Origin of the sequence: Desulfomicrobium escambiense DSM 10707, assembly GCF_000428825.1 — a bacterium.
GTDB lineage: Bacteria > Desulfobacterota > Desulfovibrionia > Desulfovibrionales > Desulfomicrobiaceae > Desulfomicrobium > Desulfomicrobium escambiense.
The window spans coordinates 1-15,020 of record NZ_AUAR01000016.1 but is presented as its reverse complement, the minus strand read 5'-3'; the positions used below and the strand labels follow the sequence as shown (position 1 = coordinate 15,020).

The window sequence follows — 15,020 nt, the reverse complement described above, 5'->3', positions numbered from 1 at the left end:
TTTATGCTGTGATTTCAGGCAGAAAAAAAAGCGGGCGCCCGGTGGGGCGCCCGCGGACGAGGCGATCTACTCGACTTCCTGCTTCACGCCGATGGCGACCTTGTACAGGATGGTCAAAACCAGGAAGCCGGTGGCGTAAATGCCCAGGGAGACACCCAGTTCGAGTTGGGAAGGAACGTATTCGGTGATCTCGTGCAGAGGGTTCGGCACGAAGCCGCCGCCGATCATGCCAAGGCCCTTGTCGATCCAGGCCCCGATGAAGATCAGGAGGCAACCGATGATAAGCATGTTGTCCTGCTGTCTGTTCTTGGGAACAAGCAGGATGAGGATGCCCGCTACGGCCATGATCATGGCGGACCACATCCAGGGCACGAGCACGCCGTGTCCGTGGTACCCGGCGAAGAGGTACTGCAGGTGCGCCATGTGCGAAGGGATCTGGCTGTAGAAGACGGTGAACACTTCGCACAGGAGCAGGAACAGGTTTACGCACATGGCGTAGACCACGGTCTTGCCCAGAGTGGGCAGGACGCCCTTGCCGGGATCGAAGCCGGTGAAGACCTTGGCGATGTACGTCACCAGGATGAGGAACGCGGGGCCGGCGGCGAAAGCCGAGGCCAGGAAGCGGGCGGCCAGCACGGCGGTCAGCCAGTAGCCGCGGCCGGGAAGGCCGCAGTACAGGAAGGCCGTGACCGTGTGGATGGACACCGCCCAGGGAATGGACAGGTAGATGAAGAACTTGATCCACTTGGGCGGCGCGACCTGCTTGCGCTCGGCTTCGAGGGTCACCCAGCCGACCAGGATGTTGATGAGCAGGTAGCCGTTCAGGACCACCATGTCCCAAAACAGGATGGAGTTGGGCGTCGGGTGGATCAGGACGTTCATCAGACGCTGCGGGGAACCCAGGTCGGCTACGATGAAGAGCAGGCACAGGATGACCATGGCCACGGCGTTGAATTCGCCGAGGATCAGGATCTTGGCGAACTTGTGGTAGTCGTGCAGGTACTTGGGGATGACCAGCATGACGGCCGAGGCGGCCACGCCGACCAGGAAGGTGAACTGCGCGATGTAGAAGCCCCAGGTCACGTCGCGGCTCATGCCGGTGATGGTCAGACCGTGGGAGAGCTGCTGCCAGTAGCAGGCCGCCCCGACGCTCATCAGGAGGAGCAGGAAGGCGATCCAGCCCCAGTAAACTTTTGATCCTTTTATGGCTTTTTCAAGCATGGTTCACCCCTTTACACGAGATAGTAGACACAAGGTTTGGTTCCAAGGGTCGGACTACGCCTGATGGAGAAACGCTCCGCCAGCAGCTTACGCACATCGGACTCGGGGTCGGCCAGATCGCCGAACGTAAGCGCCCCTTCGGATACCTCGACGCAGGCCGGCAGCTTGCCCTCGGCCAGACGCTCGGCGCAGAACTCGCACTTCTCGACGACACCCTTGGTGCGGGTCGGGAAATCGGGGGTCGTCTTTTCGATGTACGGACGCGGGTCCATGAAGTTGAAGCTTCTGGAGCCGTAGGGACAACCGGCCATGCAGTAGCGGCAGCCGATGCACCGATGGAAGTCCATCATGACGATGCCGTCCTCGCGCTGGAACGTGGCCTTGGTCGGGCAGACGCGCACGCAGGGAGGATTGTCGCAATGGTTGCACAGGGCCAGGGCGGCCTTGGCGCCGGCCTCGGGCTGGAACTCGTGGAGATCATCCAGGAAAAGGTGCTCCATGTGCGTCTCCCAGATCCACTTGATGTTCTGGTTGCCCGGGATGTTCGGCACGTTATGGATGGAGTGGCAGACATGCACGATGTCTTCCATGACCTTTTCGTTCAGCTTGGCCGTGTCGATGACCATGGCCCAGCGCTGCGCCTTGAGAGCGCCTGGGCCGGCATGGACCTTGTGACGAGAGGCGAAGAGGAGGCCTTCGCTCGGCTCGGCGCCGCCGGAGGCCAGGAGCTGGGAGGCGGGACGCACACTCCAGCCGAGCACGGCCACGGCGGCGATTTTCAGGAAGTTTCTACGCATGGTCTTCATTTCTTCACCCCCTTCGGATCAACATGACAATCCCAGCAGTAGGGGTTCACGGAAACCGTAGCGTGGCATTTGTCGCAGAACTGATCCTTGTTCTCGTGACACTTCATGCAGGTTTTGGTCAGGCTCTTCTGGAAGGCCTGGTGATTCGCCTTGGAGTGGTACTCGTGGACGCCGTCGCGCACGACCTCGTCGCGCCACTGGTTGAGCATGGCCATGTGCTCGGCGCGCATGAACTCGACGCTCTCCACGCATTCCTTGGAGTTCTTCGGCTTCTCGATTTCGGGTCTCACGTAAGCGGCGCTACCGATGTTGTTCCAGAAAGGATAGGTCATGAAGACCACGAACACGGCAAGACCGGTCAGAATCTTATTCTTGTCGTACATTATTCATCCTCCCCGGGCAGGTCTTCACCACGCAGATCGGTTTCACGTTCCTTTTCGCCAGGGAAAACCAGCGCGTTGGCGACAAGTTCGTGCAGGCCGCAGACGCTGACTTCAGGCACCCAGTACGCCATGGAGTTGGGCAGCACGGCGCGGTCGATGGCGCAGACGCAGCCCAGCATGTTCACGCCGTATTTCTCGTGCACGTACTTCACGGCGTTGGCGCGGGGCAGGCCGCCCATCATGCGCAGCTCGTCGTTCTCGCCGGCGTTGAGGCCGGCGCCGCCTCCGCAGCAGAAGGTCTGCTCACGGATGGTTCCCTCGGGCATCTCGGTGAACTTCTCGACCACGCTCTTGGCCACGTAACGGGGCTCGTCGAGGAGACCCATGCCGCGGGCGGGGTTACAGGAGTCGTGCCAGGTCAGATGCACATTGGCGTTGCGTTTCTTGTTCAGATTAAGCTTGCCGTGCTTGATGAGATCGGCGGTGAACTCGGCGATGTGGACCATCTTGGTGCTGGCCGCGTTCTTGAACACCGTGCCCGTGATGGGGTTGACCGGGGTTTCCATGCGCGAGGACTGGAAGTCGGGGCCGTTCAGGGTGTCCATGTACTGATGGATGACGCGCCACATGTGACCGCATTCGCCGCCGAGGATCCACTTCACGCCCAGGCGGTCGGCTTCCATGTACATCTTGGAGTTCAGGCGCTTCATGGTTTCGTGCGAGGTAAAGAAACCGAAGTTGCCGCCCTCGGACGCGTAGGTCGACCAGGTCACGCTCAGGCCGTACTCGCGTTTGAGGTACTCGAAGAGCATGAGGTAGCCCATGCAGGTGTAGGTGCCGGGATCGGCGAAGACGTCGCCCGAAGGCGTGACGAAGAGGATGTCGGCGCCCTTCTGGTTGAAGTTCGGCTCGGGCCGGATGCCGGTGATGTCTTCGATGTCGTCGCAGAAGAAGTCGATCATGTCGAAGAAAGCGTGAGGCTGGATGCCCAAGTGGTTGCCGGTGCGGTAGCAGTTGGCCACCGGCGTTGCGATCCAGTCGATGTTCAGGCCCAGAAGGTTCAGCAGTTCGCGGCCGATTATGGTCACTTCGGCCGTGTCGATGCCGTAGGGGCAGAACACGGAACAGCGGCGGCACTCGGAGCACTGGAAGAAGTAGTACCACCACTCCTTGAGCACGGAAGCCGTCAGCTTGCGGCCGCCAGCGAATCGGCCAAGGATCTTGCCGAAGGTCGTGAACTCGCCGCGGTACACGGAACGCAGCAGTTCGGCGCGCAGCACCGGCATGTTCTTGGGGTCGCCGGAACCGATGAAGAAATGGCACTTGTCCGCGCAGGCGCCGCAGCGCACGCAGATGTCCATGAAGATCTTGAAGGAGCGGAACTTGTGCAGCCGTTCGCGCAGGCCGTTGAAAATGATCTCCTGCCAGTTCTCGGGGAGACCCCAATCCTCGTCGAGAGGGTTCCACTTATGGGCGTTGGGCAGGCCGACGTAGTTCACGCTGTCGGGGTTGGCGGCGTAGCAGTAGCGGCCGGGCTTGATCACCGTCGGCACGTCCATCCAGTCCGCCTTGGGGGGCGTGTAGTCGATACTCGCAAAAAGCTTTTCAGGGCGTGGCAGATCAGACATTACTCGGCTCCTTCTGCTAGAGGCTTGTCCACGGGAAGGTCCTTATCGACCATCTTCTCACGGAATTCGTCCTCGTATTCTTCATAAGTGTGGTAATGAACGTTCTCGAACTTCCAGGGGTTGACATGCCTGAACTTTCTGGAAGCGCAGTTCATGTTGCGCGTGGGCGAAAGGAACACGCCGCCCATGTGCATGAGCTTGCTCAAGGGGAAGTAGGCCAGCAGCACGGAGACCAGGAACATGTGGATGTAAAAGAGCACGCCGATTCCTTCCGGCACGTTCCAGGAAAAAGTCACCAGGCCCATGGCCAACTGCTTGACGGAAATGATGTCGACCTTGGCGAAGTAGCGCATGAAGATGCCCGTGAACGCGATCGCGAGGATCAGGAACAGCGGGAAGTAGTCCTGCACCAGGGAGATGTAGCGGACCTGGGGCACGACGACGCGGCGCAGGAAAAGATAGGTCACCGCGACCACGAAGACGAGGTCTGTCAGGTACAGGGTCGGTGCGCCGATCTGCAACAAGGCGTCCAGGGACTCGATGCCGGCGATGAGTCCCGGAACCGGCTCGGTGAAGAACCGCATGTGACGCAGCACGATGGTCAGGAAGGAGTAGTGGAAGGCCAGCGCGCCAAGCCACAGCCATTTGCTCGAACCGTAGGTCACCTTCGTGCCTTCATGCAGGTCCACCTTCGTGTTGCGGAACAGGGACCTGAACAGCAGCACTTCGAAAAGCATGCGCATCACGACGCCGCCCGTGGTGGAGGGGTTCTCGATGGTGCTCTGCTTGATCCAGGGAAGCGACTCCTGCTGGCCGCACGTTGTGGGGATGCAGAACGGCACAGCCGATTTGCCCCAGCCCACAACCCTCACACAGAATCCCACCACGAAAACCGCGACTGCCAGGAAGGGTATGTACAGCCCAAAGGCTTTTTCCATACCCAAGGCCCCGGCGCCCACAAGGGCTATTGCCGCGAGGGCAAAGACCAGGAATAGGGAGTAAAGAGCTTTCATGTACCTTTTACCTCGCTAAAGGGTTAACACTGAAAATATACTTAACGGACACTACCCCGCTACCTCCTCGTCTTTCAGCAAATTTGCTCGCTCAAGCAGCTTGTGTGTTCTGTTGTACAATTGATTGGCCTTTTGCTTCCACAGAACCTCGCGGCACGCCATATACAGATCAAATCCGACCATGGTCAGACGATCGACGCGCACGTTCCAGTCGTGCAGCGCCTCAGCCATCTCCTCCGGCCGGCCGGTCTTGGCCAACTCCCGATGTACGATCTCCTTCAGCGCCGGCAGAAAGCTGAGCGCCACGGACGGCGCGAAACCCTGCACCGCCCTGATGCGCAGAATTCCGTCCAGATCCGTGGAACACTCCGCGACGTCTCCGCCACGCGCAAGGATCAGGAATATTTTCTCAATGTTGTTTCGAAAGGTGTGCCCGACCGGATTGGCGAACTGGTTGGAAGATCCGGAAAAAAATTTGGCGCCTTCGTCGGGATAGGTTTTGATGATGGCGTCTGTCCATTGCGCACAAATGCCCTTCTGATTGTCGGTCAAAAATTTGTTCAGTTCCATAATTACCTTGAATTCCAGATTGTTAAAAAAAGCGAACGTTGCCGGAGCAACGCATGTGGCGAGCAGGACAGATTTGCGGGGTTCTTAAATCACCTCCCCCTCAAGGTCAAGCGTTTGTGAAAAATGAAACAAGGACGATGAACGCAACATGGCCGTGAATCCGCCATGTTAATTCATGTCACCGGCCGTCCTTCGTCCAGCGCCCGTTCCGGACACCCTGCGTCTTCGGGCTAGGCATCCAGCGCCGCTTGTGCTACCAGTGCCGCCACGTCCACACGAACTTTCGACACCGCAACGGCACCTACATGAAGTTACGCACTCTGCTTCCCGGCCTGATTTGCCTGTTTTTCTTTTCAGCTGGGCTGGCACTCGCCGCCGACGCCCCCGAGACGGAACCCCAATCCTGGCGTCTGCTGGCGGACAGGACCGCAGCCAGCCATGACAACAAATATATCGAAGCCTTCGGCAACGTGGTGCTCGATCGCGGCGCGGACTACATCCGCGCCGATTACGCACGCTATTACCAATCCACGAAATGGGTCTTCCTCCGCGGCAACGTCGAGGCCAGGTTTCAGGGGGATTTCCTGAAGGCCGAGGAAGCCGAATTCGACCTCGCATCGAACACGGGATGGCTCAAGAACGGCCAGGTCTTCATGGAAGACCCGCACATGTACTTCGAAGGCGCCGTGCTGAAGAAAACGGGCCCCGAAACCTATGAATTCCGAGAGGCCACCGTCACGGTCTGCGACGGGGACCGACCCGCCTGGTCCATCAAGACGTCACGAGGAGACATCACCGTCGACGGCTACGCGCACCTCTGGGCCCCGCGCTTCCAGATTCTGGACCAGCCCGTGCTCATGGCGCCCTACGCGGTGATTCCGGTCAAGACGGAACGTCAAAGCGGCTTCCTGCTCCCGGAAATCGGCACAAGCGAAAGGCTCGGCATCACGTATGACCAACCGTACTATCAGGTCATCGACGAAGAGCAGGACGTGACCCTCTACTCCCACCTGATGACGGCCAAAGGGCTCATGCTCGGCGGTGAATACCGACTCGTGCCGGACATCCACACCAAGGGCATCTTCAAGCTCGACTATCTCTTCGACCAGGAGACCGAGGACACTTCGCTCTACAGCGACAACCCGGAAATGAGCAGGAAGGACCGCAACAGGTGGTGGGCCCGCGGCAAATTCGACGGCTATCTCGGCGAGCCTGACTGGAACCTCAAGCTCGACCTGGACCTGGTTTCTGATCAGGATTATCTGCGCGAATTCTCACGCGGATATTCGGGCTTCAACAAAAGCCGCAAGGACTTCCTGCAGTATTTCGGCCGCGACATCGAGGACAACGACAGCGAATTGCGCGTCAACCGCCTCCTGCTGAGCCACAACTGGGCCAATGTCGGCGTGCAGGGCCTGGTCGAATACACCCAGAACCTGGAATACGGCAGCAACAGCAAGCTGTCGAACAAGGGCAAGGAAGACGACCCGACCTTGCAGCGTCTGCCCGAACTCAATCTTCACCTGTACCAGACCCAGCTTCTGAGCACGCCGCTGACGATCGAAGGAAGTTCGCAACTGGCGTCCTTCTGGCGCGAATACGGGACCACGGGCTCGCGCCTGGATGTTCATCCCGTCCTGGGGCTGCCCCTGCATTTCGAGTACGGCTCCGTCATCCCCAAGGGCGGCCTCAGAGGCACGACCTGGTTCGTCGAAAAATACGAAGGCGAAGACGACGACGTGAACACCGACGACACCAACCCGTCGCGGTTCCTGCCAGACTTCACCACCTCGGCCTACACCGAGTTTTCTCGCGTCTTCACCCTGACGGACGAAAGCGACGTCTCTCCCGATTCAGGCTCCTTCACCTGGCTCAAACTCCGGCACGCCGTGCAGCCGAGGCTCGAATACACCTACATTCCCTACGCGTCTCAGGGCGAATACCCCTATTTCGATGAAGACGACCGCATCAGGCCCACCAACGAACTGACCTACTCCCTGACCAACATCTTCACCACCAAGACCGGAAGGATGCAGCCAAGCCCCGACACGCAGGGCAAGACGGGCCTGAAGGTCGATTACCTCGACCTGGCCCGCCTGCGCCTCGAACAGTCGTTCGACATCCGTGAGGATACCAGGACCGAAGACACGGACGAGTACCCCAACCGTCCCTTCTCCGACGTGCTTGCGGACCTGACGACACGCCTCTCCCCCTGGCTCTACCTGACGAACAAGACGTGGTACTCGCCGTACGAAAACCACGTGACCGAACACGAGCACGCGCTCTGGGCGTACTACGAAGACAGGGTGTACGCGTCCTTCAGCCTGGATTTCCTGGAAGAGATCGACGAATATCTCAGGCAGGAACAGGAACGGGAACGCATCGCGGGCTTCGGCGGCGGCTTTGGCATCACCAAGGAATGGAGCGCCGCCTTTCTGTACCGGGTGGACTGGGAGTCCGGCACCGATTTGGAGAAACGCATCGCCCTGCGCTACGACCACCAGTGCTTCTCCACCGAGACGGCCTGGACCCAGACTGATGACGACACCCGTTTCGAATTCCGTGTCATCCTGGCGCAGTTGGGCTCCGTAGGCCGTTAGACCATGGCCAGCGCCAGACAGATACGCCTCCTTCCGCCCGAACTGCAGAACCAGATTGCCGCGGGCGAGGTGGTGGAACGTCCCGCCAGTGTTCTCAAGGAACTCATCGAAAACGCATTGGATGCCGGCGCGACCCGCCTGCGCGTCCTTATCCGCGACGGCGGTCAGTCCTGCATCCGGGTCAGCGACAACGGGTGCGGCATCCCCGAAAACGAGCTCGAACTGGCCGTGACGCGGCATGCCACGAGCAAGCTCTCGACCATCGAGGATCTGAGCGCCATCCGCAGCTTCGGGTTCCGGGGCGAAGCGCTGCCGAGCATCGCCTCCGTGTCCCGGTTCCGGCTGGCGTCCGCCACGCATGATGGAGAAGGTTCGGCCCTGGAAGTCCTCCACGGCCGCGTGGTGGCCATCGGTCCTGCGGCCATGCCCAGAGGGACCGAAGTCGAAGTTCAGGATCTCTTCGCCAACGTCCCGGCCAGACTCAAGTTTCTGAAACAGCCCGCCACGGAAACCCGCAAATGCGGCGATCTGTTTGTCCGCATCGCCTTGGCCAACCTGGACGTGGACTTCGAACTGCTGAACGGTGAAAGAACCGTGCATCGTTTTCTGGCAGGCGAAGACCTGCCCAGGCGCCTGAGCGCCATCTGGCCGCGTGAACTGGTGGATTCCGCGCACCACGTGGACATGGCCGACGGCCCGTTCTCCGTCCGCGGCCTGATTGGCGACCCGGCGACGGCGCAGGCCCGCGGCGACCGCATTCTCGTGTACGTCAACGGCCGCCCCGTCCAGGACAGAACCATGATCAGCGCCGTCCGGGAGGCCTATCGCGGCAGAATCCTGGGCAAGGAATACCCTCAGGCCGTGCTGTTTTTACAACTCCCCCCCGATGAAGTCGACGTCAACGTGCATCCGGCCAAGACCGAGGTCCGCTTCCAAGATGAGGGCACCGTTTTCCGTCTGGTGCGACGCGCCGTGGCCAAGGCGCTGGAAGCATGCACCGACGTGCCACCCCTGACCGAAAATGCGGCGCACTTTTCCGTGTCCCGGAGCCTTCCCGTCCTGCCCGTCGCTCCCCCACAGGAGCGGGCGTTTGCAGACGCCCCCGTCCCTGCCCGACCAGACAGCCCGCTTTACGAGCAGCCCTGGCCCCGGAAATTCTCCTCCTCTGCGGCCGTGCAGCAACTTTTCGAAACACCGGCGGCGCCCGTGCCCCCGGAGCCAACACCGCAGCGCAGCCCTGACCCCGCCCCGCAGCCCGAGGCCGCGCTCACCCGCTACCTGGGACAGTTCGCCGACACGTATCTCATCCTGGCGGGTTCGACCGAGATCACGCTCATCGACCAGCATGCGGCGCACGAACGCGTGCTCTTCCACATGCTGCGCACCAGCGGGTCCCGCGGCGACCGCCGACCGCTGCTTATGCCGCTGGAAATCCCCATGCACCCGTCGCAGGCGCTGCTGGTGCAGGAAATCTGGACCCAGCTCGACGAACTCGGCTTTTCCCTTGAACTAGCGACCGAACCGAAGCTCCTGCTCCACGCCGTGCCGGCCCTGCTGACACCGTCAAAAGCCCGGGAATTCCTGGAGGACGCCCTGACGGACAAGGCCAGCTCCATGGAAGATCTCTGGGCGGTCATGGCCTGCAAGGCGGCCATCAAGGCCGGCGACGTACTGACCCCTGACGAGGCCCTGGCCCTGATCGAATCCTGGCAGTCCCTGCCAGACAGAAATTTCTGCCCCCACGGTCGCCCCGTCACCCTGCGCTGGAGCGTCGGCGACCTGGAGAAACAGTTCAAGAGGCGCTCCTGAAGGAAGCGCCTCGCACCACGCATCAGATTCGAGGAGGAACCTTTGAATATTCTCATCGTTGGGGCCGGGGGCCGCGAACACGCCCTGGCCTGGAAGATCAGCCGCAGTCCGCTTCTCTCGAAGCTCTTCATCGCCCCCGGCAACGGCGGCACGGCCCTGCTCGGGTCCAACGTCGCCATCCTGGACGACGACATCGACGGTCTGACGGCCTTTGCCCGGGACAACCGGATCGATCTTGTCGTCGCCGGCCCGGAGCTGCCCCTTGTCTTGGGCCTCAAGGAGGCTCTCGACGCGGTGGGCATCCCCTGTTTCGGCCCGTGCGCCTTCGCCGCCCAGCTGGAGGGCTCCAAGGCCTTCGCCAAGACCATGATGCGGGAGACCGGGGTACCGACGGCCGACTTCCAGGTGTTCGAATCCTATGACAGCGCCCTGGAATACGTCCGCGCCCATCCCCTGCCCATGGTCATCAAGGCCGACGGACTGGCCGCGGGCAAGGGCGTGGTCATCGCCCAGACCATGGCCGAGGCCGAAGGCGCCCTCAAGGACATGATGCTGGACCGCGTCTTCGGCGAAGCCGGCCTGACGGTCGTCGTCGAGGAGGCCCTGGTGGGCGAGGAGGCCTCCTTCCTGGCCTTCTGCGACGGCTCGACCGTGGTGCCCATGCCTTCCCTGCAGGACCACAAGCGCATCGGTGACAACGACACGGGCCTCAACACCGGAGGCATGGGCGCGTACAGCCCGGCCCCTGTCCTGCCCGAGGACCGGTACGTCGCCATGGCCGACCTTGCCATCAGCCCCATCACCACGCACCTTGCGGCCATCGGCCAGCCTTTCAAGGGCGTGCTCTATGCCGGCCTCATGATGACGGAAAAGGGCCCCATGATCCTGGAGTACAATGTCCGTTTCGGAGACCCGGAATGCCAGCCGCTCATGGCGCGACTCAAGTCAGACCTGGTCGAGATCATGCTTGCCTGCGTGCATGGCACCCTTGACCCGGCCAAGGTTGTCTTCCATACGGAAACAAGTTGCTGCGTGGTCATGGCCGCCAAGGGCTACCCCCAAAGCTACCCGAAAGGGATGATCATTGAGGGGATCGACGAGGCGGAAAAAATCGAAGGCGTCAACGTGTTCCAGGCGGGAACGCAGCTTCAGGACGGGCGGACCGTCAGCAGCGGCGGCAGGGTTCTGGGCGTGACCGCCCTGGGCTCGGACCTCGGACAGGCGCGCGCCCGCGCCTACGAGGCAGTGCAGAGGATATCGTTCGACAACAGCTATTACCGCACGGATATCGCCGTCAAAGGACTTAGGAGAACACAATGACCCAAGTTGCGATCTTCATGGGCAGCAAATCCGACGAGGCCACGGTGCGCCCGTGCGCGGACGTGCTGGACAAACTCGGCATCACGTACACCTTCACCATCACCTCCGCCCACCGCACGCCCGAGCGGACGGCCCGGCTGATCCGCGAGTTGGAGGACGCCGGCGTGCAGGTCTTCATCTGCGCCGCGGGTCTTGCGGCGCACCTGGCCGGCGCCGTGGCGGCCAAGACCATCCGGCCGGTGCTGGGCATACCCATCTCGGCCTCGTCCCTGGGCGGATGGGACGCACTGCTGGCCACGGTTCAGATGCCTCCGGGCTTCCCCGTCGGCACCCTGGCCCTGGACAAGGTCGGCGCCCGCAACTCGGCCTGGCTCGCGGCCCAGATCCTGGCATTGCACGATGCGGCCCTGGCCGAACGGATTCAGGCCGAGCGACGCAAGATGATCGAACAGGTCGAGGAAGACGCGAAGACGCTGTAGCGTTTGGCAACAATTGCAAAAGAAAAGGCGGGTCACCCCGCCTTTTCTTTTGCCTTGTGTTCAGCCAACTTACTTCAGAAACTTAAAGAACTCGCTTTCTGGAGTCAGAACGAACTGCGTCTGGTCCTTCATGGTCTTCTTGTACGCATCCATGGTCCGCACGAACTCGTAGAATTCGGGATCCTGGGTCAGGGCCTGGGCGTAGATGGCCGTGGCCGCCGCTTCGCCCTCGCCTCGGGCGGACTCGGCAGCCCGCTTCGCATCGGCCAGGATGACGGTTCTCTGCCGGTCTGCCATGGTCGTGATCTTCGCTGCCTCCTCCCGGCCTTCGGAGCGATACTGCTTGGCCTGCCGCTCTCGTTCGGCCTGCATGCGGCCGTAGATGGCCATCTGGTTCTCCTTGGGCAGGTCGGTGCGCTTGATGCGCACATCGATGACGCGAATCCCGTATTCGCCGAGCAGCGCGTTGGACTTGGTCGTGACCTCCTCCATGATGGTGGAGCGCTCGACGGCCACGATCTCGGTCAGAGTATAGCGCCCGAGGGCCTCGCGCATCTGCGAGTAGACGATGTCGTCGATGCGGGACAGGCCGCCCTGGATGTTGCGCACGGTCCTATAGAAAAGGAGCGGATTTTCGATCTTCCAGCGCGAATAGTTGTCCACGACCATGTTCTTCTTGTCCTGGGTGATGATCTCGGCCGCGGGGGCGTCATACTCCAGCACTCGCCCGTCGAAGAGGATGACGTTCTGCACGAAGGGCAGCTTGAAATGCAGCCCAGGGCCGAAGTCCGCGCCAATGGGCTTGCCCAGCTGCAGGAGAATGGCCCGCTCGGTCTGGTCAACCACGAACACGCACTGCAGCAGCAGAAAAACACCTACGACAATGGCGGCAAGGGTGATCTGGATCGTTCTCATTGCTGCGCCCCTCCCTGCGTGGACACGCCCGCCTTGCCCGACCGCTGCAAGGGAAGGTACGGAAATACCCTCTGCATGGACTCGTTGGAAATAATGATCTTCTCGACCTCGGGCCTGGAAAGGATTTCCTCCATGGTTTCGAGGTAGAGCCTCTTCTTGGTGATGTCCTTGGCCTTGCGGTACTCTTCGAGCACGAACAGGAAACGGTCGCTGTCGCCCCTTGCCTGGAGTATCTTCGACTCCTTGTAGGCCTGGGCCTGGTTGGTGATGGCGGCCGCCTCGCCCCTGGTGCGGGGGATCAGGTCGTTCTCGTAGGCTTCTGCCTCGTTGATGAAGCGGCTCTTGTCCTCCTTGGCGCTGGCCACATCCTTGAAGGCGTCGATGACCTGCTTGGGCGGATGCACGTCCTGCAGCTGCACGGCCACAACCCTGATGCCGCTCTTGTAGCTGTCGAGGGTCTTCTGCAGAAGGTCGCGCGTGTCGTTCTGTATGGTCATCTTGTCGTCCGTGAGGGCGGCGTCGATCTTGTTGTACCCGATGACCTCGCGCATGGCCGCCTCGGCCGCGTCCTTCACGGTCTTCTCCTGATTGGCGACGTTGAAGAGGTAGTCCTGGGCGTTCTCGATGAGGAACTGCACGATGAACTGCACGTCGACGATGTTCTCGTCGCCCGTGAGCATGAGGGATTCCTCGGGCACCAGCCGGACCTGCGCACCTGTCGGGACCGTGAACGCGGAGCTTCCACGGAATCCGACTTCGATCCGCTGGATCTTGGTGACCTGCGGCGTGAGCACGGATTCTATGGGGAAGGGCAGACGATAGTGCGGGCCGGGTTCCGTGGTCCTGTCGTAGGCGCCGAAACGCTTGACCACGCCGACCTCGTCCGGCTGGACGAGGTAGATGCCGCTGCCGAGCCAGAGGACAACTGCGATGAGCACGATGACCTTCCAACCGGGAAGATTCATCTGTTTCAACTGTTTGACTTTCTCGTTCAAATCACCGAGATCCGGGCCTGGTATGGGCCCAGACTGCCTCTGCCGCCGTTCTTGTAGTTTTTCCCAATCCCAATTCATAATTATCCTTGGTAAAAGACTCCTCATGAGAGGTCAAGGAAATGAGAGGAGACCCAATTGGCCGCACCCGCCCAACATCCTGAAGACAGCGATAAAAATGCACCCGCACCGGGCTGCGAAGTGACAGTTTATACAGATGGTTCCAGTCTTGGCAATCCGGGACCCGGAGGCTGGGCCGCAATTCTGGCTTGGGGAGACGTGAAGAAGGAGATCAGCAAGGGGTATCTCGAGACGACCAACAACCGCATGGAAATCCGCGGGGTCATCCATGCCCTTTCGGAACTGACGCGGCCGTGCACCGTCCATGTCCACACCGACTCCCGCTATGTATGCGACGCCGTTGCCAAACGGTGGATTGCAGGCTGGGTCAGAAACGGGTGGCTCACATCGGCGAAAAAGCCTGTGAAAAACCGCGATTTGTGGGAACGGCTGATCCCTCTACTGAAAAAGCACAAGGTCCACTTCCACTGGATCAAGGCCCACAACGGGCATCCGGAAAACGAACGCTGTGACGAACTGGCCAAGAACGCGGCCATGACAACGGGAAGGGTTATGGACGAAGGGTATCGGTCGGATTCGTGACCGGCGCGGGCGATGTTCAGAACATGAAGTCGAAAGACTGAACCAGCAATACCGCTCCGATTCCTATCTTGACCGAAAGCCCGAGCACCTTGCCGAGCATGGCGCCCCAAGCGGCCTGCTTGGCTTCGTGCACAGGGCGCTTGTTCAGCAATTCAATGCCGAAACAACCGAAATAAGCCCCGACGATGGCCCCGACCAGCGCGCCCAGACCCAGCAGGAACGGGGCGCCGAAAATTGCGCCGGCAATGGCGCCGGCGATGGCGCCCCAGTTTCCGGACCGGGAGGCGCCATATTTTTTGGCGCCGACAGTCTGCAGCCCGAATTCGATGCATTCTCCGAGAAATGAAAAACCGAGGAAAAGCAGGTAGGTCTGTAGAGGGATGCTCACTTCCGGATTTAGCAGGTCCCAAATCCAGAGAATAAGGATCACCAGCCAGTTCGCCGGCAGGCCGAAGACGTGTGTAGAGAAGGCTGTGATGAGGAGGAGAAAGACAAAAGCGGCGATGAATGTGGACATACGGGGTGGAGAGCAGAAATAAAAAAAGTCCTGGCGACGACCTACTTTCCCACCAGTGGACTGGCAGTATCATTGGCGCTGGAGGTCTTAACTTCCGAGTTCGG

14 protein-coding genes and 1 rRNA gene are annotated in these 15,020 nt (G+C 60.8%); 5 read left to right on the top strand and 10 right to left on the bottom strand.

Translation table 11 applies throughout. The features are described 5' to 3' along the window. Positions 1-66: 66 nt before the first annotated feature. Genes dsrP through G394_RS0112855 form a run of 6 tightly spaced genes read right to left on the bottom strand, consistent with a single transcriptional unit; the run spans position 67 to position 5,621 of the window. The gene (dsrP, locus tag G394_RS0112880; protein WP_028578001.1) at positions 67-1,221 is read right to left on the bottom strand and encodes a sulfate reduction electron transfer complex DsrMKJOP subunit DsrP; all 1,155 of its coding nucleotides are present in this window, start codon (positions 1,219-1,221) and stop codon (positions 67-69) included. Between the two features lie 11 nt (positions 1,222-1,232). Then, a complete protein-coding gene (dsrO, locus tag G394_RS0112875) occupies positions 1,233-2,027 on the bottom strand; it encodes a sulfate reduction electron transfer complex DsrMKJOP subunit DsrO (RefSeq protein ID WP_028578000.1) in 795 nt (264 codons plus the stop codon). Next, positions 2,024-2,410: a sulfate reduction electron transfer complex DsrMKJOP subunit DsrJ gene (dsrJ, locus tag G394_RS0112870; RefSeq protein WP_028577999.1), complete on the bottom strand. Its 387-nt coding sequence runs from the start codon at positions 2,408-2,410 to the stop codon at positions 2,024-2,026. Before dsrJ ends, dsrO begins: the two co-directional genes overlap by 4 nt. Continuing rightward, on the bottom strand, positions 2,410-4,038 hold the full coding sequence (dsrK, locus tag G394_RS0112865) for a sulfate reduction electron transfer complex DsrMKJOP subunit DsrK (protein ID WP_028577998.1): 1,629 nt from the start codon (positions 4,036-4,038) through the stop codon (positions 2,410-2,412). The genes dsrJ and dsrK overlap by 1 nt, the downstream gene beginning before the upstream one ends. Then, positions 4,038-5,051 carry a sulfate reduction electron transfer complex DsrMKJOP subunit DsrM gene (gene dsrM / locus G394_RS0112860; protein ID WP_028577997.1) on the bottom strand — a complete coding sequence of 338 codons (1,014 nt, stop codon included), beginning with the start codon at positions 5,049-5,051 and terminating at the stop codon, positions 4,038-4,040. The genes dsrK and dsrM overlap by 1 nt, the downstream gene beginning before the upstream one ends. Before the next feature lie 51 nt (positions 5,052-5,102). Then, positions 5,103-5,621, bottom strand: coding sequence for an RsbRD N-terminal domain-containing protein (locus G394_RS0112855; protein ID WP_028577996.1), 519 nt, complete (start codon positions 5,619-5,621; stop codon positions 5,103-5,105). 305 nt (positions 5,622-5,926) lie between these two features. Here G394_RS0112855 and G394_RS19150 point away from each other — a divergent pair, with 305 nt between their 5' ends. The 4 genes from G394_RS19150 to purE are packed head-to-tail and all read left to right on the top strand — an operon-like array spanning position 5,927 to position 11,829. Then, positions 5,927-8,221: an LPS-assembly protein LptD gene (locus G394_RS19150; protein WP_051307178.1), complete on the top strand. Its 2,295-nt coding sequence runs from the start codon at positions 5,927-5,929 to the stop codon at positions 8,219-8,221. Positions 8,222-8,224: 3 nt separating this feature from the next. Beyond that, on the top strand, positions 8,225-10,030 hold the full coding sequence (mutL, locus tag G394_RS0112845) for a DNA mismatch repair endonuclease MutL (RefSeq protein WP_028577995.1): 1,806 nt from the start codon (positions 8,225-8,227) through the stop codon (positions 10,028-10,030). A gap of 42 nt (positions 10,031-10,072) precedes the next feature. Next, the gene (gene purD, locus G394_RS0112840) at positions 10,073-11,350 is read left to right on the top strand and encodes a phosphoribosylamine--glycine ligase (RefSeq protein WP_028577994.1); all 1,278 of its coding nucleotides are present in this window, start codon (positions 10,073-10,075) and stop codon (positions 11,348-11,350) included. After that, positions 11,347-11,829, top strand: coding sequence for a 5-(carboxyamino)imidazole ribonucleotide mutase (purE, locus tag G394_RS0112835; protein ID WP_028577993.1), 483 nt, complete (start codon positions 11,347-11,349; stop codon positions 11,827-11,829). Before purD ends, purE begins: the two co-directional genes overlap by 4 nt. 69 nt (positions 11,830-11,898) lie before the next feature. Here the strand turns inward: purE and hflC are convergent, their stop codons facing one another. Both hflC and hflK read right to left on the bottom strand, forming a co-directional pair. Then, positions 11,899-12,744, bottom strand: coding sequence for a protease modulator HflC (gene hflC, locus G394_RS0112830; RefSeq protein ID WP_028577992.1), 846 nt, complete (start codon positions 12,742-12,744; stop codon positions 11,899-11,901). Beyond that, on the bottom strand, positions 12,741-13,817 hold the full coding sequence (gene hflK, locus G394_RS19145; protein ID WP_043775871.1) for an FtsH protease activity modulator HflK: 1,077 nt from the start codon (positions 13,815-13,817) through the stop codon (positions 12,741-12,743). The genes hflC and hflK overlap by 4 nt, the downstream gene beginning before the upstream one ends. Before the next feature lie 120 nt (positions 13,818-13,937). Here hflK and rnhA point away from each other — a divergent pair, with 120 nt between their 5' ends. Beyond that, positions 13,938-14,399, top strand: a complete 462-nt coding sequence (rnhA, locus tag G394_RS0112820) for a ribonuclease HI (RefSeq protein WP_028577991.1) — start codon at positions 13,938-13,940, stop codon at positions 14,397-14,399. A 16-nt stretch (positions 14,400-14,415) separates the two neighbouring features. On the opposite strand, the gene G394_RS0112815 is transcribed toward rnhA, so the two are convergent. Continuing rightward, positions 14,416-14,916: a DUF456 family protein gene (locus tag G394_RS0112815; RefSeq protein WP_028577990.1), complete on the bottom strand. Its 501-nt coding sequence runs from the start codon at positions 14,914-14,916 to the stop codon at positions 14,416-14,418. 28 nt (positions 14,917-14,944) lie between these two features. Then, positions 14,945-15,020: ribosomal RNA gene (gene rrf / locus G394_RS21840) — 5S ribosomal RNA — on the bottom strand; the annotation flags it as partial.